The sequence below is a fragment of the Agromyces sp. LHK192 genome (assembly GCF_004006235.1).
Lineage (GTDB): Bacteria > Actinomycetota > Actinomycetes > Actinomycetales > Microbacteriaceae > Agromyces.
Window position 1 is genome coordinate 2318289 of record NZ_CP034753.1, and the last position, 21544, is coordinate 2339832.

Here is a 21544-nt window from a genome sequence, read left to right on the forward strand (position 1 = left end):
CCGACACAGGACGACCCTGATCCACCCGAGACGAAGGAGTCCCCACGTGGCCGCACCCGACCCCACCGACCAGCCCGAGACACCCGACGCGATCATCGTGGGCGCCGGGCTCGCCGGGCTCGTCGCGGCCTCCGAGCTCGTCGACGCCGGCAAGCGGGTGCTCATCGTCGAGCAGGAGCCGGCGGCGAGCCTCGGCGGGCAGGCGCACTGGTCGTTCGGCGGACTCTTCCTGATCGACTCCCCCGAGCAGCGCCGCATGGGCGTGCGCGACTCCCTCGAACTCGCCCGTCAGGACTGGGCGGGAACGGCCGGATTCGACCGCGATGAAGACGAGTGGGGTCGACGCTGGGCCGACGCGTACCTCGAATTCGCCGCCGGCGAGAAGCGGGCCTGGCTCCACGGGAAGGGGGTCCGGTTCTTCCCCGTCGTCGGGTGGGCCGAGCGCGGCGACGGGCGCCCGTCCGGCCACGGCAACTCGGTGCCGCGCTTCCACATCACCTGGGGAACCGGTCCGGGGGTGCTCGCGCCGTTCATCGCCCGGGTCCGGGCAGGTGAGGCCGCCGGCCTCGTGGCCTTCCGCCACCGCCACCGGGTCGACGAGCTCATCGTCGAGCAGGGCGCGGTCGTGGGCGTGCGAGGAGCGGTCCTCGCCGACGACGACGCCGGACGCGGCGAGCCGAGCAATCGCGAGGTCGTCGGGGAGTTCGAGTTCCGCTCGCCCGCCGTCGTCGTCTCCTCCGGCGGCATCGGCGGGAACGCGGAGCTCGTCAGGCAGTACTGGCCGGCCCGCATGGGCGAGCCGCCGCGCGACTTCCTCACCGGCGTCCCCGCGCACGTCGACGGCCGGATGCTGCCCATCGCCGAGTCCGCGGGTGCACGGCTCGTGAACTCCGACCGCATGTGGCACTACACGGAGGGCATCACCAACTGGGACCCGGTGTGGCCGAACCACGGCATCCGCATCCTCCCGGGCCCCTCGTCGCTCTGGTTCGACGCGACCGGCTCGAGGCTGCCGGTGCCCCTGTTCCCGGGGTTCGACACGCTCGGCACGCTCGAGCACCTCATGGCGACCGGGCACGCCCACTCGTGGTTCGTGCTCACACAGCAGATCATCGAGAAGGAGTTCGCCCTCTCCGGGAGCGAGCAGAACCCCGACCTCACCGGGAAGGACCTGCGCCTGCTGGCCCAGCGGGTCCGCGCCGGAGCCCCCGGGCCGGTCGAGGCGTTCAAGCAGCACGGCGTCGACTTCGTGGTCGCCGACACGCTGCCCGAACTGCTCGAGGGGATGCGCGGCCTCTCGGGCGACGCACCGCTCGACACCGAGCGGGTCGAGCGCGAGATCCGCGCACGCGACCGCGAGCTCGACAACGAATTCTCGAAGGACCTCCAGCTCGCCGCGATCCGCAGCGCCCGCAACTACCGCGGCGACAAGCTGATCCGCGTGGCGACGCCGCACCGCATCCTCGACCCGAAGGCCGGCCCGCTCATCGCGGTCAAGCTGCACCTGCTGACCCGCAAGACGTTGGGCGGCATCCAGACCGACCTCGACTCGCGGGCACTCGACGCGAACGGCGCGCCCGTGCCCGGCCTCTACGCGGCCGGCGAGGCCGCCGGGTTCGGCGGCGGCGGCATCCACGGCTACCGTGCGCTCGAGGGGACGTTCCTCGGCGGATGCCTCTTCACGGGGCGTGCCGCCGGTCGCGCGATCGCTCGGGACTGAGGCGGCCGGCCGCGAACGGGCTCGGTGTCAGGACTTGAGGCTCCACGGCTTGCGCCGCACGAGCACGTGGCCGCGCCGAGAGCTCAGCCGGGTCCACGGGCCGGTCTCGAACACGCTCACGGCGTCGTCACCGAGGAAGCCGAGGCTGAAGGCGGCGAACGCCGCGCCCGACGGCACGTACTCCAGACCGTCGATACCGCGGCCCCAGACCTCGCTGCGCACGCGCTGCACGAGCTGCTCACCGGTTCCGTCGGGGATGGTCTCCGCCACCTCGGCGATGCCGGCGCGCGCCGCGGACTCGAGCGTCGCGGCATCCGTCTGCCCGATCGGCAACCAGCCGCCCCGGGGCGGCGAGATGCCCGCCCAGGTGACGGTGTTGACCTCGGGCGGACGCGACATGGTGACCGGTCGCGACTCGTCGTCCTCTGCGAGCTCACGGCGGGCGCGGGTGATCCGCTCGACGATCGAGCGCATCGGCACGACCGCGTCGAAGTCCTCCGTGTCGACCAGCGAGAACGTCCGCAGGCCGAGCACCGTCGGGCTCTCGTCGAGGATGCCGCGGGGGTAGAGGATCGCGGTGTAGACCGCGAGGATGCCGGATCCGGCGATCAGGCGCACCGAACCGTCCTCGACGCGGCCCGCCCGTTGCAGATACGTGTGCAGGTCACCGAGCGACAGGCTGTCGGCGAGCGTCAGATGCTGAACCATGTCGTGTCTAAACTACCAACTGAGCGCCGCGGCTTCCGCCAGCGGTCGCCGGACCGCGTGCGTTGCGCGCTCCCGACGGAGGAACGATGAACGGTCCCATCGAGGGCCTGCTGAGCACGCTGCACCTCACCGACACCGGCGCGCGCACGAACGAGGACATCTTCACGGGACCCTCCCAGTGGATGCCGACCGGAAGGGTGTTCGGCGGTCAGGTGCTCGCCCAGTCGCTGATGGCGGCGACCATGACGGTCGACGACGAGCGTGCGCTGCACTCGATGCACGGATACTTCCTGCGACCGGGTGACGTGCAGCACCCGATCACGTTCTCCGTCGACCGGATCCACGACGGACGCTCGTTCACGACCCGGCGGACGCAGGCATTCCAGCACGGTCTGCCGATCCTCTCGCTCATCGCGTCGTTCCAGACCCACGATGAGGGGCTCGAGCACCAGGTCGAGATGCCCACCGACCTGCCCGATCCCGAGTCGCTGCCGTCGACGGCCGACCTCCTCGGACACATCGACCACGACATGGCCCGGCACTGGTCGAGCGAACGGCCCTTCGACGTGCGCCACGTGGACGCGCCGATCTACCTCCGTGTCGAGGGCGAGCTCGTTCCGAGGCAGGCGGTGTGGATGAAGGCCGACGGGCGACTGCCGGACGACCCCGAACTGCATCGCGCAGCACTGGCGTACGCGAGCGACTACTCGCTGCTCGAACCGGTGCTGCGAGCGCACGGGATCCCGTGGGCGACGCGCGGGCTCAAGGTCGCCAGCCTCGACCACGCGATGTGGTGGCATCGCGACGCACGTGTCGACGACTGGTTGCTCTACACGCAGGAGTCGCCCTCGGCGAGCGGCGGCCGCGGGCTCTCGCTCGGGCGGATCTACTCGCGCGACGGCGTGCTCGTGGCCTCCGTCGCCCAGGAGGGCATGGTCCGCGCGCCGCGCGGATGATCGACACGACCTGAGCGCTTGCACGGAAAACCCCATGGAACGCCTTCCGCGCGCCAGAATGGCATCAGGGAGCCGAACGGCGGCCATCGCACAACGGGAGGCGATGTTCCATGACGGATGCCACGCGACTGTCCAGGAGGACGGTGCTCACGATCGGCGGCACCGGCGCCGTGACCGGTGCACTCGTGCTCGCCGGATGCTCGGCCGACGAATCACCGTCGGCAGCGCCCACCACCTCTCCACCGACCGGCGCCGACGAGCCGACCAGCGCTCCGCCGAGCGCATCGGCCGCTCCTGACGACCAGGCGGATGCCGGCGCCGTCGCCGGCATCGCCGCGCTCGCTTCGGTGCCGGTCGGCGGCAGCGTGGCGGTCGAGATCGACGGCGAGCCCGCGTTGCTCGCACAGCCGGAGGCAGGCAAGGTCGTCGCGTTCAGCGCGATCTGCACCCATCAGCAGTGCGTGGTGGCCCCGGCCGGAGCGCGGTTCGAGTGTCCCTGCCACGGATCCGCGTTCGACGCCGCGACCGGCGAAGCCGTGCAAGGCCCGGCATTCGACCCGCTTCCCCCCATCGCGGTCCGCGTGGAGGGCGACCAGATCGTGGCGGGGTCCTGATGGACTACGAGGTCGCCGGCCTTCCGCTGCACGTCCTGCTGGTCCACGTCGTCGTGGTGGCGGTGCCGCTCTTCGCCCTCGTGCTCCTGCTCGCCGCCGTCTGGCCGGCCGCCCGCCGCGTGCTGTGGCTACCGGCACTCATCGGCGGAGTGCTGCTCGTCGTCCTCGTGATGGTGACCGTCGCCGCCGGTGAATGGCTGGAGGCACGCGTGCCTCCGGCACCCCTCATCCAGGAGCACACCGCGCAGGGTGATGAACTGCAACCGTGGGTCGTCGGGCTGCTGCTCGTGGCCGTGGCGCTGGCGGCGTGGGCGATCGTGGAACTCGTCGCACGACGACGCGAACGGGCCGTCGGCCGCGGTGCGGTGGTCGCGGCGACCGCCGTGCTCGCGGTGTCCGCCGTCGGCGTCGGCGGAGGCGCGACGTGGACGCTCGTGCAGATCGGCGAGTCGGGCAGCCGAGCGGTCTGGGAGGGGTCGTTCAGCGAGGATCCGCTCGAGTGAACACGGGCACCACCGACCGGCGCCGAATCGACGATCGACGCATGAGCTGTGGCCGCGTCCATGGTCCACCTGTCAGCCACTGACGCGTCAGCGGTGGCGGAACTCGACCGGAGCCTCGAGGTAGGGCTCCCAGGCTGCCCGCTCCTCGGGGCTGACCCGGCGCGGCTTGCCGGTCGCGGCGTCGACGAGCACGATCGTGGTGCTCGCGCGCGTGTACCGGATCCGCGGCTCGACGCCCTCCGGCGAGCACACCTCGTAGCAGACCTCGAGGCTCGCACCGCCCATGCGCCCGATCCAGAGCTCGATGTCGAGCGGGAGTCGGGTGTAGGGGATGGGCTCGAGGTACTCGACCTCCTGCCGCGCGATGAGCGTGAACGTGGTCGTCCCGGGCGATGCATCGATCACCGCGGTCGACGCACCGACCGCGTGTTCGGCGGTGCCGTCGTCGTTCACCCAGAACGCCTGGATGCGAGCCTCCTCGAGGAGGCTCAGCATCCGGGCGTTGTTCACGTGACCGTACGCGTCGAGGTCGCTCCAGCGGAGCGGGGTCGGAACGTGCAGCCGCATGGGGTCAGTCTCGGGTGAGCTTCCGGTACGTCGAGCGGTGCGGCTTCGCCGCGTCGGCGCCGAGGCGCTCGACCTTGTTCTGCTCGTACGACTCGAAGTTGCCCTCGAACCAGTACCACTTGGCCGGGTCCTCGTCGGTGCCCTCGTAGGCGAGGATGTGCGTCGCGATGCGGTCGAGGAACCACCGGTCGTGCGTGATGACGACGGCGCAGCCGGGGAACTCGAGCAGCGCGTTCTCGAGGCTCGACAGCGTCTCGACGTCGAGGTCGTTCGTCGGCTCGTCGAGCAGCAGGAGGTTGCCGCCCTGCTTGAGCGTGAGCGCGAGGTTCAGCCGGTTGCGCTCACCGCCGGAGAGCACGCCGGCTTTCTTCTGCTGGTCGGGGCCCTTGAATCCGAACGTCGAGACGTACGCGCGACTGGGCACCTCGGTCTTCCCGACCTGGATGTAGTCGAGCCCGTCGGATACGACCTCCCACAGGTTCTTGTTCGGGTCGATGCCGCCGCGCGATTGGTCGACGTAGGAGATCTCGACGGTGTCCCCGACCTTCACCGATCCGCCGTCGACGGGCTCGAAGCCGACGATGGTCTTGAAGAGCGTCGTCTTGCCGACGCCGTTCGGGCCGATGATGCCGACGATGCCGTTGCGCGGGAGCGAGAACGAGAGCCCGTCGATGAGCTTGCGGTCGCCGAAGCCCTTCTCGAGGTTCTTGACCTCGAGGACGACGTCGCCCAGACGCGGCCCCGGCGGGATCTGGATCTCCTCGAAGTCGAGCTTGCGCGTGCGCTCGGCCTCGGCCGCCATCTCCTCGTATCGCGCGAGACGGGCCTTGGACTTCGCCTGTCGGCCCTTGGCGTTGGACCTGACCCACTCGAGCTCCTCCTTGAGGCGCTTCTGCAGCTTCTGGTCCTTCTTGCCCTGGACCTCGAGTCGCTCGGCCTTCTTCTCGAGGTAGGTCGAGTAGTTGCCCTCGTACGGGTAGAGCCGACCACGGTCGACCTCGCAGATCCACTCGGCCACGTGGTCGAGGAAGTACCGGTCGTGGGTGACGGCGAGCACGGCGCCGGGGTACTTCGCGAGGTGCTGCTCGAGCCAGAGCACGCTCTCGGCGTCGAGGTGGTTGGTGGGCTCGTCGAGCAGCAGCAGGTCGGGCTTCTGCAGCAGCAGCTTGCAGAGCGCGACGCGTCGCTTCTCACCGCCGGAGAGCACCGAGACCTGCGCGTCGCTCGGCGGGCAGCGCAGCGCGTCCATCGCCTGCTCGAGCTGCGAGTCGAGGTCCCAGGCGTCGGCGGCGTCGATGGCCTCCTGCAGCACGCCCATCTCGGCGAGCAGCGCGTCGAAGTCGGCGTCGGGATCGGCCATCGCAGCCGAGATCTCGTTGAACCGGTCGATCTTCGCCTTGATCTCGCCGACGCCCTGCTGGACGTTCTCGAGGACCGTCTTCGACTCGTCGAGTTCCGGCTCCTGCATCAGGATGCCGACCGAGAATCCCGGGGAGAGCCGGGCCTCGCCGTTTGAGGGCTGGTCGAGTCCGGCCATGATCTTGAGGATCGTGGACTTTCCAGCACCGTTCGGGCCGACCACGCCGATCTTCGCTCCGGGGAGGAACGCCATCGTCACGTCGTCGAGGATCACCTTGTCGCCGACCGCCTTGCGGGCGCGAACCATCGAATAGATGTACTCAGCCATGTCCCTACCAGTCTATGGGGCGCGTCTGCCCGATCAGACAGCCACCGGTTCCGAGTGCTGGTCGCACGGCACCGTGGTACCCGCCCGACTTCGGTCCGTACTGTCCGACGAGGCACTCTCCCTGGAACGCGACGGCGAACTGGACGGAGTCCGCCGGCTCGCCGATCGTCGTCTCGTCCCGACTGACCTGCATCGCCGCCTTGTCGAAGCCCGCGACGACGAGCGCATCGATGAACGCGCGGCCGCCGGCGTTCGCATCGGCTGCGATGACGCCCTGGTTCACGTGGTCGAAGAACGCGAGGTTCTCGGTCGCCGACAGGTTCGGCGCCAGGGTCGGCGGCGGGGCCGCAGTCGGGGTCGGACGTGCGCCGGGGGACGGCGGCGGGGTCGTCGCCACAGGGGGCTGCGCCGTGCACGCGGCCAGCCCGAACACGAGCACGGCCCCGGCCAATGCCAGAGCCGCTTCGCCGAACCGTCGCCGAACCATCGATCCCCTCGTCCGGCGGCTGACGCCGCCCGTGCCGAGTCTAGGCGCTCGACTCGGGCGGGCGTCGGGCATCGCCGCTCAGACGACCTCGCGGCGAAGCGAGCCGTCGACCTCGTCCTCTCCGGAGATCGGCTCCTCCTCCGCGATCGACGCGCCGAGACCGCTGTACGCGAACTCGGCCTCGTCCCCGTAGCCGAGCCGACGCGCGCCGAACGCCGCATCGTCGCCGCCGACGACCCGCTCGTCGTCGCCGAGGCTGTCGGCACCGTGCGCGTCGAAGCCCGCCTCCGCCGTCGGGTCGGACTCGTCCGACGGCACGACCGCGCCGCCCGAGGCATCCGTCTGCGCGTCGTCGCGATCACGTTGCACCCGCCGGAGCTGCGTGATGCCGAAGAGGAGGTCGTGGCCGATGGTGTCCGCGTCGATCTCGACCGCGGTCCCGGACTTCTCGCCGGCGGCCCACTGGCGCTGCTTGAGCCTGCCGTGCACGACGACGCGCTCGCCCTTGCGCACCGAGGCGCCGACGTTGAGCGCGAGGGTTCGGAACGCGGACACGGTGTACCAGTTCGTGTCGCCGTCCTGCCAGGCGCCGGCGGCGCGGTCGAAGAACCGTCGCCGCGTCGCGAGGCGGAACGAGGTGATGCTGAGGCCCTGGGCGGTCGTGATCGATCGCGGGTCGCTGCCCACGACGCCCGTGACGGTGATGGAATCGGACATGTCGCTCCTTCGGATGGCGCCGCAGGGACCTGCGGCTGGCGGCACCCGGGGCGCTCGTGCCGGAGGTCCGCCCCGGATGCCGCGTGCTTCGAGGATCACGCGGCGACCGGCCGTGCGTCGGGGGCCCGCCGTGATCGGTGGACGGCGGCGATACCGGCGGTCTGGGGAGGAGCCGTCAAGCGACGACGTACTCGGCGTACGAGCGCCGGATCTTGTTCACCTTCGGCACGGCGACCGCGAGGCAGTAGCCCTGCCCGGGATTCTTCGCGAAGAAGTCCTGGTGGTATTCCTCGGCCGGCCAGAACTCGCCGAGCGGCTCGAGCGTCGTGACGATCTCGCCCTCCCACCAGTCGGCCGCACGCTCGCGGGCCGCCTCGAACAGCTCGTGCTGTACGTCGCCGTCGAAGAACATCGCGGACCGGTACTGCGTTCCGATGTCGCCGCCCTGGCGGTTCAGCTGGCGCGGATCGTGCAGGGTGAAGAACACGTCGAGGATCACCTCGCGCGGGATGGCGTCGGGTTCGAACTCGACGCGCACGACCTCGGCATGCCCCGTCGCGCCGGTGCAGACCTGCTCGTACGAGGGGTTCGGCACGCTGCCGCCGGCGTACCCCGAGACGACCTCGTCGACGCCCCTCAGCGTTCGGTACACCGCATCGAGGCACCAGAAGCAGCCACCGGCCAGAACGAAGCTCTCCACGGTCCTAGGGTAAGGGGATGAGCTACCTCGCGCTTCCCGAACGGTACGACCGCATGACCTACAACCGGGTCGGCCGCAGCGGCCTCAAGCTTCCCGCGCTCTCGCTCGGGCTCTGGCACAACTTCGGGCACGACCGCCCGCTCGACACGCAGCGTGCCATCGTGCGTCGCGCATTCGACCTCGGCATCACCCACTTCGACCTGGCGAACAACTACGGGCCTCCCGCCGGCAGCGCCGAGGAGAACTTCGGCCGACTGCTCGCGACCGACCTGAAGCCCTATCGCGACGAGCTCATCGTCTCGTCGAAGGCCGGGTACACGATGTGGGACGGCCCGTACGGCGACTGGGGCTCGCGCAAGTACCTGCTCTCCTCGCTCGACCAGAGCCTCGATCGACTCGGCCTCGAGTATGTCGACGTGTTCTATTCGCACCGCCCCGACCCCGAGACGCCGATCGAGGAGACGATGGGCGCGCTCGCCCACGCCGTGCGACAGGGCAAGGCCCTGTACGTCGGCATCTCGAACTACGACCCCGAGCAGACCCGTGCGGCCGCTGAGGCGCTGGCCGCGGAGGGCGTGCCGCTCACGATCCACCAGCCCCGGTACTCGATGTTCGATCGGCACATCGAGGACGGCCTGTTCCCGGCGCTCGACGAGGTCGGGGCTTCCGCGATCGTCTTCTCGCCGCTCGCGCAGGGGCTGCTCACCGACCGATACCTCTCGGGCGACGTGCCCGCGGACTCGCGGGCGGCCCAGGGGCGGTTCCTCTCGTCGGGCGCGATCGGCGACGAGTACCTCGATCGTGCGCGGGCGCTGGATGCCATCGCGAAGGGCCGCGGGCAGACGCTCGCGCAGCTCGCCCTGAGCTGGGTGCTGCGGCAGCCGCAGATCGCGAGTGCGCTCATCGGCGCGTCGAGCGTCGCGCAGCTCGAGCAGAACGTCGCCGCCCTGGATGCCGCGGCACTCACCGAGGCGGAGATCGCCGAGATCGAACCGCTGGCGGTGCACGGCACGGGGAGCTGATCGGAGGCTCCCGTTCCACCGCGCGTGTCGGTGGGTGCACCTAGCGTCGGAGCAGGACGCAGGGCCGGCTGCACGACCACGGAACGGAGCAATCCATGTCGACGATCACCGCCGCGCGTCCGGCGCGCGAGCACTTCCCCGGGGCGATCCCGGGCCTGCGCTTCACACCTGCGGCACCCGGCCTCTGGCGGGTCGCCGCCGCCGACGGCAGCCTCCTCGGGCACATCGAGCGTCGCGGAACCGTCGACGGCGAGCGGTTCCGCTCACGTCGACTGCGCCCGGGAACCAGCCGTCCGCTCGAGCTCGGCGAGTTCTGGACCGCCGAGGACGCGGCGGAGATCTTCCGCTGAGTCCGGGCCGCGCGGCGGTCTGGCCGCGACGAGCGGTCGAGCCTCCCGCGGACCGAGCGGTCGGCTCGCGCCCATCCGGCACGCCGAGCCGGATGCCGGGGCAGCGAGCCGCGCGCGGGTAGCCTGCGCTCATGCAGTGGTGGAACGACTTCATGACCTGGCTCGACTCGAGTGCGGCTCGCGAGACGATTTTCGCCGCCGCAGTGCTCTTCATCGCGGTCGTCGTCGCGGGGCTCCTCGCGGCGTGGATCGCCACGGCGGCCGTCAAGCGCGTCGTCGCCCAGCGCGATCGCGAACTGAAGGCGAGCGCGATCGCCGCACTCGTCGACGCGGCGACCGAGGCATCCGTGTGGAACTCGCTGACCCCGCAGGAACAGGTGCTCGCCGACCGCGCCGTCGGACAGGCCGACATCCACGTCCGCCTGCTGCCGATCCGCGGTGCGGACATCGCGGCGAACTGGGCCGCGCACCAGCTCCACGAGCTCAAGCGCGCCTCGGCGACGTTCGGATACCAGCTCGACCCGGCTGTCGCGGAGTTCCGCGACCGAATGCTGGAGTGGCAGCGGCATCCGTCTCGGACGCGGAAGCAGTTCCAGAACGATCTCGCGCGCTGGGGCACCGAGCGCGCGACCCCCGAACAGGATCTGGTCCAGCAGCAGGATGCGTGGGTCGCCGAACAGCACCACGACCGCTACCAGGCGACCGCCGAACTCCCGGTCGACGACGACACCGTCGGTGCCGCCACGGGTCCGGTCACGATGACCGGATCGAACGACGGCAGGGCCTGACCCGGACCGACGCGCCGCGCGCCGACTCCCCGTATCGGCACGCGGCGCGGGCCGATCGGCTGCAGGGATTCGACCGGCCGATCAGGGTCGGTTCGCGACGGGGCGCCACCAGTCGTCGAACATCGACACCGGCACGGCCCGCTTGTGCCGGGTCGCGAGGAACCTCGCCTCGATGCGCTCGGCGATCGCCGGATCGACCTCCCGGCCCTCGAGGAAGTCGTCGATGTCTCGGTACTGCAGGCCGAGGTTCGCCTCGTCGGCCTGGCCCGGATCCTCGTCGAGGAGGTCTGCGGTCGGGGTCTTCAGGTACAACTGTTCGGGCGCGCCGAGGTGCTCGAGCAGGGCGCGTCCCTGTCGCTTGGTGAGGCCGGTGAGCGGCAGCACGTCGGCTCCGCCGTCGCCGAACTTCGTGAAGAACCCGGTGACGGCCTCGGCGGCGTGGTCGGTGCCGACGACGAGGAGCCCCCCCTCCCCCGCGATCGCGTACTGGGCGACCATTCGGAGCCGTGCCTTCACGTTGCCCTTGCCGAAGTCGCTGATCGGCACCCCCAGCGCACGCTCGTAGTCGGTCGCGACGCCGTCGACGCCTCCCTGGATGTCGAACGTCACGGTCTCCTGCGGTTCGATGAACCCGAGCGCCGCCTGTGCATCGGCCTCGTCGCGCTGCACCCGGTACGGCAGCCGGACGGCGACGAACCGAGCGGCCACGCCGTCGGCGACGAGCGCATCGACGGCGAGCGCGCAGAGCCGACCGGCGAGCGTGGAATCCTGCCCGCCGCTGATGCCGAGGACGAGACCCTTCGCACCGGTGGCGCGAACGTAGTCCACGAGGAACGCGACCCGGCGGCGCACCTCCTCTGCGGGGTCGATGACCGGGCTCACGCAGAGTTCGTCGATGATGGATGCCTGGAGGTCGCGCATGCGACGACCCTACCCGCGCGGTGTTACGGGCTCGCAACGCGCACCCCCGGTGTCGGTGTCCGCGAGCGTTCGCCGCCGAGCGCTGCCCCGGCGATAGCATCGGGACGACGGCACCGACGGGGAGGTTCTGATGCAGGTCGACGTCTCCGTGAGCACACTGCTGCTCATCCCCGTGATCGCCCTGGCCTCGCCCCTGCTCGTCCGCCTGCTCGGCCGCTTCGTGGCGATCCCGCTGATCGTCTTCGAGATCGCGCTCGGCCTGGTGTTCGGTCCGGCGATCCTCGGGTGGATCCAGCCGAGCGACATCACCGAGGCGCTCAGCGATTTCGGCCTCGCGATGCTCTTCTTCCTCGCCGGAAACGAGATCGACTTCCGCGCGATCAGCGGTCGGCCCGCGAAGCGCGCCGCGTTCGGCTGGCTCGCATCCCTGGTGCTCGGACTCGGCATCGCGCTGCTGATCGGCCCGTCGCTCGAGGCGGCTGTGTTCATCGGCATCGCGCTCACCTCCACGGCGCTCGGCACGCTCATGCCGATCCTGAGGGACGCGGGCGACCTGCGGACACCGTTCGGAATCGGCGTCCTCGCGATCGGCGCGGTGGGCGAGTTCGGCCCGCTGCTCGCGATCTCGCTGTTCCTCAGCAAGGACTCGCCGATCGTCGCCCTGATCGTCGTCATCGCGTTCGCGCTCGTCGCAGGCCTCGCGATCTGGATGGCCTCACGCGGGATCGGCCGGCGCCTGCACCACGTCATCACCGACACCCTCCACACGAGCGGGCAGTTCGCGATCCGACTGGTCGTCGTCGTGCTGGTCGCACTCGTCGCACTCAGCGTCGTCCTCGGCCTCGACATGCTCCTCGGAGCCTTCGTCGGCGGGATCGTCTACCGCCTGCTGCTCACCGGCGCCCCGGAACGCGAGGTCTCCGTCATCGAGGGAAAGCTCGAGGCGATCGGATACGGGCTGCTCGTCCCGGTGTTCTTCATCGAGACCGGCGTCACGTTCGATCTCGCCGCGCTCATCGGCGACCCCGTCGCGCTCGCCTCGATCCCCCTGTTCCTCGTGCTCTTCCTCGTGGTCCGGGGAATCCCTTCGTCGTTCGCAGCGCCCGCGGGCGCGAGCCTGCGCGATCGATCGGCGACCGCGCTGTTCGGCGCGACCGCCCTGCCCATCATCGTCGCCGTCACGTCGATCGGCGTGGAGGACGGCGTCCTGCCGAGCGGCATGGCGTCCGCCCTGGTCGGTGCCGGGATGTGCTCGGTCCTGGCGTTCCCCCTGATCGCGTTGCTGCTGCGAAGGCGCTCACCCGATGCTCCCGCGCCTGAGGCGCGGCGCGCGCACGACGGGGACGAACCGCACGTCCCGATCGAAGGCTGACGCACGGAATCGACCGTTCGGCGGCCTGCGGACCGAGCCGAGCCTCCGCCGTTCGGTAGGCTGTCCATGTCGGCCCCCGTAGCTCAGCGGATAGAGCAGCAGCCTTCTAATCTGTCGGTCGCAGGTTCGATTCCTGCCGGGGGCACCGTCTCCGCCACGCCGCGCACCCCGGGCGCACACCTCGGGCGTGCACCCGATCGGCGCGGCGCGGCCCGGTCGGTCGCTGCCGGTAGACTCGCCGCCATGGCAGCCTCGACCGACCGACTCGTCTGGATCGACTGCGAGATGACCGGACTCGACCTCGGGGTCGACGAACTGGTCGAGATCGCCGTCGTCATCACCGACTACGACCTCCAGCCGGTCGACGCTGGGCTCAGCATCGTCATCAAACCCGACGCGAGCGCCCTGGAATCGATGGGCGACTTCGTGCGCGCGATGCACACCCAGTCGGGCCTGATCGAGGAGATCCCGAACGGCGTGAGCGTCGCCGACGCAGAGTACCAGGTGCTCGAGTACGTGCTGCAGCACGTGCCCGACGAGCAGAAGGCGCCGCTCGCCGGCAACTCCATCGGCACCGACCGCGCGTTCATCGCGAAGTACATGCCACGTCTGGATGCGCACCTGCACTATCGCAACGTCGACGTGTCGTCGATCAAGGAGCTCGCGAAGCGCTGGTATCCGCGCGTCTTCTTCAACTCGCCGGCCAAGGAAGGCGGTCACCGCGCCCTCGCCGACATCCTCGAGTCGATCCGTGAACTCGAGTACTACCGCCGCGCGGTCTTCGTCGCCGATCCGGGGCCGTCGAGCCAGGAACTGCAGGAGCTCGCGGCCACCGTCGTGGACGAGTTCGCAGCCAAGGTGGTGTAAGCTCGTGGAGTTGCCTCGATCGTGAGATCGTGCGCGCATGGTGGGTATAGCTCAGTCGGTAGAGCGCCTGGTTGTGGTCCAGGAGGTCGCGGGTTCAAGCCCCGTTACTCACCCGGTTGGAACCCCCGTCGTTCGGAGAGCGGCGGGGGTTTCGTCATCCGCCACCCGATCGGAGCCCGAGATGCACCTCGATGCCGACGCGTTCGAAGCGATCGTGGTCGACGAACTCGACGCGTTGCCGGACGACATGGTCGACGGTCTCGAGAACGTGGTCTTCGTCGTCGAGGACCGCCCGGAGGACGGTTCGCTCGACCTCCTCGGGCTTTACGACGGTACCTCGTTGACCGACCGCGACCGCTACGGCTTCGGCGAGATGCCCGACCGCATCATCCTCTACCGCGAACCGCTGCTGGCGATCTGCGACGACGAGGAGGCGCTGCGCGACGAGATCCATGTCACGCTCGTGCACGAGATCGCCCATTTCTACGGCATCGACGACGACCGCCTGCACGAACTCGGCTGGGCGTGACGAACGGGAGCGTTTCGACGTCGGGCGGCGCCCGCGGCTCGCGTTAGCCTGAGAGCATGACCCGAAGCCCCGGCCGCATCGTCGGCATCGCCCTCGGCGCGCTCGCGATCCTGTTCATCGGGGTGTACGGCCCGGCGATGCTCCTCGGTCCGCTTCCCGCCGTCGCGGTCGAACCCGCGAGCGCCGGGGCGACCGCGCCGGCGACGTCGCCCGTGACCCTTCCCGCGGAGGGAGCGAGCGCGCTGGCCGCGGTCACCGTCGACGGCGAGACCGAGCTCATCGCGACCGGGGGAAGCACCGACGTGGTGCCGATCGGCGGCGCGGCGAAGCTCGTGACGCTGCTCGCCACGCTGGACTCGCTGCCCCTCGCCGCAGGGTCGGACGGGCCGTCGATCCGCATCGGGCCCGATGACTACACCGACTACCTGCGGTACCAGTCTGAGGGATCACGCGCGCTCCAGGTCTCGCCCGGCGAGAACTGGACCCAACGCGACGTCATCCGCGCGGTGCTCATGGCCTCGAGCAACAACCACGCCGACACCCTCGCCCGCTGGGCGTTCGGCAGCGTCGACCAGTACGTCGCCGGCGCGAACGAGTGGCTCGCGGCGAACGGGTTCACCACGCTCAGCGTCGCTGACGCAACGGGACTCTCCGGTGACAACGTCGGGACCGCGGCCGAACTCGCACGGCTGGCCGGGCTGGCGGTCGCCGATCCGGCGATCGCCGCCATCCTCGCTGGTCAGTCGTCGCAGGGCGTGGGGGCGCGCTCGATCCTGGACGCGATCTCGCACCTGTCGGACCAGGGCGTACGGGCGATGACGCGCAGCTTCACGGACCAGGCGGCGATCACGTTCGTGTACACCACGGAGGTGCCGTCCGCCGACGGCTCCGATGCGGTTCGCCTCGTCGGCGCGATGACGCTGATGCCCGACTATGAGACGCTCGATCCGGCGGTCACTGCCGCCACCCAGTCCGCCGCCGCGGCGTCGAACCCGGTCGAGGTGATTACGGCCGGGACGGCGTACGGCACCGTGGTCTCCGCCTGGGGCGACCGCGCCGACCTGCTCGCGCAGGCGACCCGCACGAGCACCGGATGGGCCTCCGCCGACGGCGAGGTCGCGTTGGAGGTCGACCCGTTCACGACAGCAGGCTCCGGAACGGCCGTCGGCCGCGTCGCGGTGCCGACGCCGGAGGGCGAACTCGCCTCACCGCTCGAACTCTCCGCGGCGATCTCGGACCCCGGCCCGGTCTGGCGGCTCACGAACCCGGGAGCGATCATCGGCGAGTTCCTCGCCGACTGATCACGACCGTCGCTCGCTACTCGTTGTCGTCCGGGTCGAACTCGACCGGGTCCGAGTCGCCCGGATCGAACCGGAACCTCGCATGGATCCCCTCGTCGCCGTCGACCTGGTCGACACGGTCATACCAGAACAACGACTCGAGGCCGTCGACCGCCGCGACCCGGGCGAGCCGTTCCTCGGAGGCGCCGCCGACCAGCGCGCGACGTTCGAACTCCCCCTCGAGCGGGCCGTCGATGAACTCGGCGAGGTACTCGCCGGTCTCTGCTGCACTCATGGTGTCCACCGTACGCCCCGCGTGGCGGAGGACGCCCGAGCACGCCGCGATCATCCGATCCGGCTCCGCAGGATCAGGTCCGCCGCCACGTGTGGCCGCGTCCGTGCGACGTACCGTCGCCACTGCGCCTCCCACAGGTCCCAGTACGGATCGAACGCGCCGCCGTCACGGGCCAGCGCGGCGCGCTTGCGGAGGTCGTCGGATGCCACCAGCCACACGCGCGCCGCATCGAGTCGTCGCACCGCGGCGAAGGCGCCGCAGCCCTCGACGATCAGCGGGCGTCCCGGCGGCAGCCGGTCGATGCCCGCGACGACGCCCGCCGCCCAGTCCCAGCGCGGGACCGCACCGACGGCGCCCCGGGCGCGCGGGAGGAGCATCCGGCGCCGCACGGTCGACGCGCCCGCGTCGAGCCCGTGCCATCCCGGGTAGACGTCGTCGAGTCGGATCACGTCGATGCGACGGTCGGGCCATGCGCCCTGGAGGGTGCTCGCGAACGTCGACTTGCCACTGCCGCTCGCACCGTCGATCGCGATCACCGGACGGTGCACCGCGGCCGCCGCCCGGCGGACGGCGGCCACGGCGGCGTCGCAGGTCAGGGTCGGGGTCACGCCCACACCGGGTGGAACGTTCCCGCCGCGAGCGAGGCGCCGACCGCGAGCGCGGCGATGCCCGCCGCGATCGCGATCAGCCCGGCATCAGGAGCGCCGACGGTCGACGTGCGCGCCCACGTGCGGGGTCGATCGCTGCCGAATCCGCGGGCTTCCATCGCGGTCGCCAGCTTGCTGCCGCGACGGATCGCGAGCACGAGCAGCGCGAACGCCATGGTCGCGAAGCGGCGGATGGCACCATGGTCGCCGATCCCCCGAGCTCGTCGCGAGAGCGCCATGGCCCGCCAGTCCTCGACGAAGAGCCCGACGAGCCTGGTCCCGGCGAGAGCTCCGAGTACGAACCGGCTCGGCAACCGCCAGACCTGGGCGAGCCCGTCGGCGAGGTCGGTCGGATCGACGTCGAGGAACAACAGCACGGCGGGCAGGCCGATCGCGAGCACGCGGACGGTGACTGCGATGGCGAGCTCGATCGAGCCGTCGCTGATCCTCGCGAGCCAGACCTCGGCGTAGACCTCGCCTTCGGGCTGACCGTACAACAGCATCGAGATACCGGCGATCGGTGCCGCGACCAGGATCGGCCAGGTCCGTCGCACGAGCAGCCGCGGGGTCACACCGGCCGCGAAGAAGAGCACGAGCTGCACCCCCAGCGCGACGGCGGCGCTCACCCAGTCGACCGTGAGCAGCAGGGGCGTGGTCAGCACCATCGCCGCGGCGAGTCTGGTGACCGGGTTGACACGGTCGACGAACCGCAGGCGCACTCCCTCCCGTGTCCGCGCGCCTGCGTCGCGTGCTCCGGCCGCCTGCGCGGCGTCGGTTCTGACCGCGGTCATGCGGCCCTCCGATCGCTGCCGACGGTCGCGCTGCCGACGGTCGCGCCGCCGAGGGCCGGGCGCAGGTCGAGGTGCCGATCCCCCAGCGCCTCGCGAAACGCACGGTCATGCGTCACCGACAGCAGCGACACGCCGCCGTCGACCAGTTCGCGCAGCAGTCGCACGAGTTCGGTCCAGGTCACCCGGTCCTGGCCGAACGTCGGTTCATCGAGGATCACCACCGACGGTTGCGCGACGAGCACCGAGGCGACCGTCAGCCGTCGCTGCTCGCCGCCCGAGAGGGTGAACGGGTTGGCGGCAGCGAGGTGATCGAGTCGCAGTCGCTCGAGCACCTCGTCGAGGCGTCGTGCGGCGGCGTCGTCCCGCCGGCCGAGCGCCCGGAGGGCGACGCCGACCTCCTCGCGGACGGAGCGCGCGACGAACTGGTGCTCGGGCTCCTGGAACACCGTGCCGACGCGGCTCAGCAACTGCTTGGACCGCCACCGGATCGGCTCGGCTCCCGCCCCGCGCGCCAGCGCATCGGATGCCACGACCCGACCCGCGAGCGCCGGAAGCAGGCCGCCCATCGTGAGCGCCACGGTCGACTTGCCGGCACCGTTCGGTCCGGTCAGCACCGTGCTCGTCGCCTCGACCAGATCCAGGTCGAGGTCGGACTGCACGACCTTCCCGCGCGTCCGCCCGACGGAGAGGTGCTCGGCGCGCAACAGCGCGGGCCCACCGACGTCGCGTCGAGTCCCGGCGTCGGCCGGCACGCCGGGTACCCAGACCCCGGCATCGAGCAGCGCGGAACGGTGCGCCTCGAGCACGGCCTCCGGAGCACCGTCGGCGATCAGCCTGCCGTCCCGTCCGAAAACGACCATGCGGTCCACGAGCCCGAGCCACACGTCCACCCGGTGCTCGACGACGACGAAGGTGGCACCGGTCGCGTCGAGCACGCGGCCGACGGCATCGCGCACCTCGGCGACCCCGTCGGGGTCGAGGTTGGCGGTCGGCTCGTCGAGCAGCAGCAGCCCGGGTCGCATCGCGAGCGCACCCGCGAGGGCGAGGCGTTGCTTCTGACCGCCCGAGAGCGCGTTGGTCGGATGCTGCAGCGGGAGGTCCAGCCCGACCGCGTCGAGCGCCTGCTCGACGCGTCGCCAGATCTCCTCCGGGGGCACGCCGAGGTTCTCGCACCCGAACGCGACATCGTCGCCCACGCGGGCGAGGATCACCTGGGAGTCGGGGTCCTGGAGGACGAGCCCGGCCCGTCCCCGTGCGGCGGCGGGCTCCCTGCCGTCGACGAGGAGCGAGCCCTTCGACTCGCCCTCCTCCGCACCGCCGTGCACGCCGGCGAGCGCGTGGAGCAGCGTCGACTTGCCGCCGCCCGAAGGGCCGACGACGAGGACGCGCTCGCTCGGTCGTATCTCGAGGTCGACCCCGTCGACGGCCCAACGGATGCGGCCGGCGTGCCGCCAACCCCATCCCCTGGCCTCCACGGTCGCCGGAGCGAGCCGTTCGGTCCCGGTCATCCTCAGACCCGCTGCGTGACCGACTGACCGGCGGCGAATCGGTTCAGCGCGCCCGTCGCTGCGAGCGCCCTGACGATGAGCCATCCGAGCAGTCCTGCGAGTACCGCACCGGATACCAGGAGCGTGCCCAGGTAGATGCCGAGGAACTCCGCCGACTTCTGCAGGTTGCCGGAGGTGAACAGTTCGAGCGTCCAGGCACCGAGGCCTGCGGAAGCGCCGGCGAGCATCGCGGTCACGACGCCGAATCGCCGGTATGCGAAGGCGGCGAAGACCAGCTCGGCACCGAGACCTTGCGCCAGCCCCGAGTACAGGGTCTCGATGCCCCAGGCATTGCCGACGAGCGCGGAGACGAGTGCCGCGAGAAGCTCGACGAACAGCGCTGCGCCGGGCTTGCGGATCACGAGTCCGCCGAGGACCCCGCCGATGAGCCAGATGCCCACGGCGATGCCGCCGAGCCCGGGTGTGACCGCGTCGGCCGCGGAGAACCATGCGTACCCGACGTTGTTCCAGAAGAGGAAGAGGAGGCCGGTCGCGACGCCGAGGACGGCTGCCACGACGATGTCGACGACCCGCCAGCGGAGGTTGCGACGACCGGTGGCGGGTTCGGTTGCGACGGAGGTGGTTGCGTGCACTGTCGTGCCCTTTCGTTCGAAGGAAAGCGGCACGGGAACGAGATGTGATTGCCCTCCCTGCGCTGGCATGACCCAGATCAGGTTCGACGGTCGAAGGTTGGAGAACCTTCCTCTCAGCCCGGCTCACCGGACTCCCGTGTTCAGTGCACGAGTATACGCACGACCGGCCTCCGCCGTGCGCGCCCCTCGATGATGCGGTGAATGGTCAGCGCTTGAGCGCCCGGATGACCCAGCGCAGTGCCTTGCCGGTGACCCAGACGAGCGGCGTCGCCGCGAGGATCAGGCCGATGAGGTTCGGCTCGAACCGGACATCGCCGCCGCTCCTGCCGATGTATGCGCCGAGCGGAATGGAACCGCCGCCGCCACCGCCGCCCGATGCCTGCTGGCCCTCGTCGTCGGTGCCGTTGCCACCGCCGAAGCCGTACCAGCCGAGCGCGACGGGGATCACAGTGCTCCCGCCGACGTCGACGGGTTCGCCGTAGGACGTCTTGACGCCGACGCTGCCGACGTTCTCCGCGAGTTCGAGTACGAATTCAGCCATGCCGCCACGCTACCGGCGGCCGCGCCCACGCGACACCCCCTTGCGCTGGGAGCTCACGCCTCATCATCGTCGTCGAGGGGACGGCGGAACCTGGCACCCGCGACGGCGCCGCTACCGTCTCGACGGACGAGCGCCGCAGGCTTGACCGCACCCCGTCCGAACTTGGCGACGACCTCGTCGATCGTGCGTTCGGCGTCGCGCCAGTCCTCGTCGGGGTCCCACAGGGCGGCGCCGCCGCTCGGTCGGAGCTGCTCCGCTCGCACGCCCACCAGTCGGACCTTCACGCCCGCACCCACCAACTCGTCGAGCGCGCCGGACGCCTCCTCGTAGATGCGCCTGGCGACGTCGGTCGGCTCCGCCAGCGTGCGCGAGCGCGTCACGGTGCGGAAATCGCCGTACCGCAGCTTGAGCACCACGGTCCGGGCGGTCGTGCCCGCCTTGCGGAGCCTCGCGGCGACATTGCCTGCGAGCCCGAGCAGCGCCCTCCGGATCTCCTCCGGGTCGGTCAGGTCGTGGTCGAACGTCGTCTCGTGACCGATGCTGCGCTCGCTGCGCTGCACCGTGATCTCGCGAGGATCGATGCCGTTCGCGAGTTGCGTCAGTCGCGTCGCGAGCGCCGGTCCGACGGCGCGCTCGAGCGCCTCCGGCGGTGTCTCCGCGACATCGCCGACGGTCAGCAGGCCGATACGCGTCAGCGACTCCTCGGTCACCCGACCGACCCCCCACAGCGCCGAGACCGGCAGCGGCCGCAGGAACTCGAGCGTGTCGGCAGCGGGCACCACCAGCATCCCGTCGGGCTTCGCCCGACCCGACGCGACCTTCGCCACGTACTTGGTGGCGGCCACGCCGACCGAACAGGTGAGGCCGGTCTCGGCACGGACGCGTTCGCGGATCGACCAGGCGATCTGCCCGGGGCTGCCGTGCAGGCGGCGCGCGCCCGAGACGTCGAGGAACGCCTCGTCGATCGACAGCGGTTCGACCAACGGCGTCACGTCGCCGAGGATCTCCATCACGCGCTTCGAGTACTCCGTATACCTGCGATAGTCGCCGCGCAGCACGACGGCGTTCGGGCAGCGCTGGAGCGCGACCGACATCGGCATCGCCGAGTTCACCCCGTACCTGCGGGCCTCGTAACTGGCCGCAGCGACCACGCCGCGCCCCGCGGTTCCGCCGACGAGGACGGGCCTGCCGCGGAGCTCGGGACGGGAGAGCAGTTCGACCGAGACGAAGAACGCGTCCATGTCGACGTGCAGGATCGGGGTCGCCGAATCATCGACCGGGCCCGTCGTCACCTGCCGTGACGAGCCGTCCTGCTTGCTCACCCTGCGAGCCTACGTCGGGC

General features: G+C 70.8%; 25 protein-coding genes, 2 tRNA genes and 1 riboswitch. Of the genes, 13 read left to right on the top strand and 14 right to left on the bottom strand.

The window, feature by feature from the left end; translation table 11 throughout:
• Window positions 1-46: 46 nt before the first annotated feature.
• Complete coding sequence (locus ELQ40_RS10435; RefSeq protein ID WP_127793627.1) at window positions 47-1720, top strand: FAD-binding dehydrogenase; 1674 nt, start codon at window positions 47-49, stop codon at window positions 1718-1720.
• Window positions 1721-1747: 27 nt separating this feature from the next.
• Here ELQ40_RS10435 and ELQ40_RS10440 read toward each other — a convergent pair whose 3' ends face one another.
• The gene (locus tag ELQ40_RS10440) at window positions 1748-2428 is read right to left on the bottom strand and encodes a hypothetical protein (protein WP_127793628.1); all 681 of its coding nucleotides are present in this window, start codon (window positions 2426-2428) and stop codon (window positions 1748-1750) included.
• Window positions 2429-2514: 86 nt separating this feature from the next.
• On the opposite strand from ELQ40_RS10440, the gene ELQ40_RS10445 reads away from it, so the two are divergent.
• From ELQ40_RS10445 to ELQ40_RS10455, 3 genes are all read left to right on the top strand, one after another.
• The gene (locus ELQ40_RS10445) at window positions 2515-3384 is read left to right on the top strand and encodes an acyl-CoA thioesterase II (protein ID WP_164863536.1); all 870 of its coding nucleotides are present in this window, start codon (window positions 2515-2517) and stop codon (window positions 3382-3384) included.
• Between the two features lie 110 nt (window positions 3385-3494).
• A complete protein-coding gene (locus ELQ40_RS10450; protein ID WP_127793629.1) occupies window positions 3495-3998 on the top strand; it encodes a Rieske (2Fe-2S) protein in 504 nt (167 codons plus the stop codon).
• On the top strand, window positions 3998-4501 hold the full coding sequence (locus tag ELQ40_RS10455; protein WP_127793630.1) for a hypothetical protein: 504 nt from the start codon (window positions 3998-4000) through the stop codon (window positions 4499-4501). The genes ELQ40_RS10450 and ELQ40_RS10455 overlap by 1 nt, the downstream gene beginning before the upstream one ends.
• A gap of 87 nt (window positions 4502-4588) precedes the next feature.
• Here ELQ40_RS10455 and ELQ40_RS10460 read toward each other — a convergent pair whose 3' ends face one another.
• From ELQ40_RS10460 to msrA, 5 genes are all read right to left on the bottom strand, one after another.
• Window positions 4589-5068 carry a thioesterase family protein gene (locus ELQ40_RS10460; protein ID WP_127793631.1) on the bottom strand — a complete coding sequence of 160 codons (480 nt, stop codon included), beginning with the start codon at window positions 5066-5068 and terminating at the stop codon, window positions 4589-4591.
• Between the two features lie 4 nt (window positions 5069-5072).
• Entirely contained in the window at window positions 5073-6755 is a 1683-nt protein-coding gene (gene ettA, locus ELQ40_RS10465) for an energy-dependent translational throttle protein EttA (protein WP_127793632.1), read from the bottom strand.
• Window positions 6756-6759: 4 nt separating this feature from the next.
• The gene (locus ELQ40_RS10470; RefSeq protein ID WP_127793633.1) at window positions 6760-7242 is read right to left on the bottom strand and encodes a hypothetical protein; all 483 of its coding nucleotides are present in this window, start codon (window positions 7240-7242) and stop codon (window positions 6760-6762) included.
• Between the two features lie 78 nt (window positions 7243-7320).
• Window positions 7321-7959, bottom strand: coding sequence for a single-stranded DNA-binding protein (locus ELQ40_RS10475; RefSeq protein WP_127793634.1), 639 nt, complete (start codon window positions 7957-7959; stop codon window positions 7321-7323).
• Between the two features lie 175 nt (window positions 7960-8134).
• A complete protein-coding gene (msrA, locus tag ELQ40_RS10480; RefSeq protein ID WP_127793635.1) occupies window positions 8135-8659 on the bottom strand; it encodes a peptide-methionine (S)-S-oxide reductase MsrA in 525 nt (174 codons plus the stop codon).
• A 17-nt stretch (window positions 8660-8676) separates the two neighbouring features.
• Between msrA and ELQ40_RS10485 the strand changes: the two genes are divergently transcribed.
• From ELQ40_RS10485 to ELQ40_RS10495, 3 genes are all read left to right on the top strand, one after another.
• Window positions 8677-9681 (top strand): aldo/keto reductase, encoded by a 1005-nt coding sequence (locus ELQ40_RS10485; protein WP_127793636.1) that lies wholly within the window; start codon window positions 8677-8679, stop codon window positions 9679-9681.
• A gap of 95 nt (window positions 9682-9776) precedes the next feature.
• Complete coding sequence (locus ELQ40_RS10490; protein ID WP_127793637.1) at window positions 9777-10031, top strand: hypothetical protein; 255 nt, start codon at window positions 9777-9779, stop codon at window positions 10029-10031.
• A 131-nt stretch (window positions 10032-10162) separates the two neighbouring features.
• A complete protein-coding gene (locus ELQ40_RS10495) occupies window positions 10163-10819 on the top strand; it encodes a hypothetical protein (protein WP_127793638.1) in 657 nt (218 codons plus the stop codon).
• A gap of 81 nt (window positions 10820-10900) precedes the next feature.
• On the opposite strand, the gene nadE is transcribed toward ELQ40_RS10495, so the two are convergent.
• Complete coding sequence (gene nadE, locus ELQ40_RS10500; protein WP_127793639.1) at window positions 10901-11740, bottom strand: ammonia-dependent NAD(+) synthetase; 840 nt, start codon at window positions 11738-11740, stop codon at window positions 10901-10903.
• A 130-nt stretch (window positions 11741-11870) separates the two neighbouring features.
• Between nadE and ELQ40_RS10505 the strand changes: the two genes are divergently transcribed.
• From ELQ40_RS10505 to ELQ40_RS10530, 6 genes are all read left to right on the top strand, one after another.
• Window positions 11871-13112, top strand: coding sequence for a cation:proton antiporter (locus ELQ40_RS10505; RefSeq protein WP_127793640.1), 1242 nt, complete (start codon window positions 11871-11873; stop codon window positions 13110-13112).
• A 72-nt stretch (window positions 13113-13184) separates the two neighbouring features.
• Window positions 13185-13257 (top strand) — tRNA-Arg (locus ELQ40_RS10510).
• Between the two features lie 98 nt (window positions 13258-13355).
• Window positions 13356-13979, top strand: a complete 624-nt coding sequence (gene orn, locus ELQ40_RS10515) for an oligoribonuclease (RefSeq protein WP_127793641.1) — start codon at window positions 13356-13358, stop codon at window positions 13977-13979.
• Window positions 13980-14019: 40 nt separating this feature from the next.
• Window positions 14020-14092, top strand: a tRNA-His gene (locus ELQ40_RS10520).
• A 68-nt stretch (window positions 14093-14160) separates the two neighbouring features.
• Window positions 14161-14508 (top strand): metallopeptidase family protein, encoded by a 348-nt coding sequence (locus ELQ40_RS10525; RefSeq protein ID WP_127793642.1) that lies wholly within the window; start codon window positions 14161-14163, stop codon window positions 14506-14508.
• A gap of 56 nt (window positions 14509-14564) precedes the next feature.
• Window positions 14565-15809 (top strand): hypothetical protein, encoded by a 1245-nt coding sequence (locus tag ELQ40_RS10530; RefSeq protein WP_127793643.1) that lies wholly within the window; start codon window positions 14565-14567, stop codon window positions 15807-15809.
• 16 nt (window positions 15810-15825) lie between these two features.
• Here ELQ40_RS10530 and ELQ40_RS10535 read toward each other — a convergent pair whose 3' ends face one another.
• From ELQ40_RS10535 to ELQ40_RS10565, 7 genes are all read right to left on the bottom strand, one after another.
• Complete coding sequence (locus ELQ40_RS10535) at window positions 15826-16083, bottom strand: hypothetical protein (protein WP_127793644.1); 258 nt, start codon at window positions 16081-16083, stop codon at window positions 15826-15828.
• Window positions 16084-16133: 50 nt separating this feature from the next.
• On the bottom strand, window positions 16134-16691 hold the full coding sequence (locus ELQ40_RS10540) for a hypothetical protein (RefSeq protein ID WP_127793645.1): 558 nt from the start codon (window positions 16689-16691) through the stop codon (window positions 16134-16136).
• Entirely contained in the window at window positions 16688-17521 is an 834-nt protein-coding gene (locus ELQ40_RS10545; RefSeq protein ID WP_127793646.1) for an energy-coupling factor transporter transmembrane protein EcfT, read from the bottom strand. The genes ELQ40_RS10540 and ELQ40_RS10545 overlap by 4 nt, the downstream gene beginning before the upstream one ends.
• Window positions 17518-19029, bottom strand: coding sequence for an ABC transporter ATP-binding protein (locus tag ELQ40_RS10550; RefSeq protein WP_205649318.1), 1512 nt, complete (start codon window positions 19027-19029; stop codon window positions 17518-17520). Before ELQ40_RS10550 ends, ELQ40_RS10545 begins: the two co-directional genes overlap by 4 nt.
• 2 nt (window positions 19030-19031) lie before the next feature.
• Window positions 19032-19661, bottom strand: a complete 630-nt coding sequence (locus ELQ40_RS10555; RefSeq protein WP_127793648.1) for an ECF transporter S component — start codon at window positions 19659-19661, stop codon at window positions 19032-19034.
• A gap of 37 nt (window positions 19662-19698) precedes the next feature.
• A riboswitch (TPP riboswitch) is annotated at window positions 19699-19809 on the bottom strand.
• 57 nt (window positions 19810-19866) lie between these two features.
• On the bottom strand, window positions 19867-20202 hold the full coding sequence (locus ELQ40_RS10560; protein ID WP_127793649.1) for a hypothetical protein: 336 nt from the start codon (window positions 20200-20202) through the stop codon (window positions 19867-19869).
• A gap of 53 nt (window positions 20203-20255) precedes the next feature.
• Window positions 20256-21524, bottom strand: coding sequence for a DNA polymerase IV (locus ELQ40_RS10565; RefSeq protein ID WP_127793650.1), 1269 nt, complete (start codon window positions 21522-21524; stop codon window positions 20256-20258).
• Between the last annotated feature and the right edge of the window lie 20 nt (window positions 21525-21544).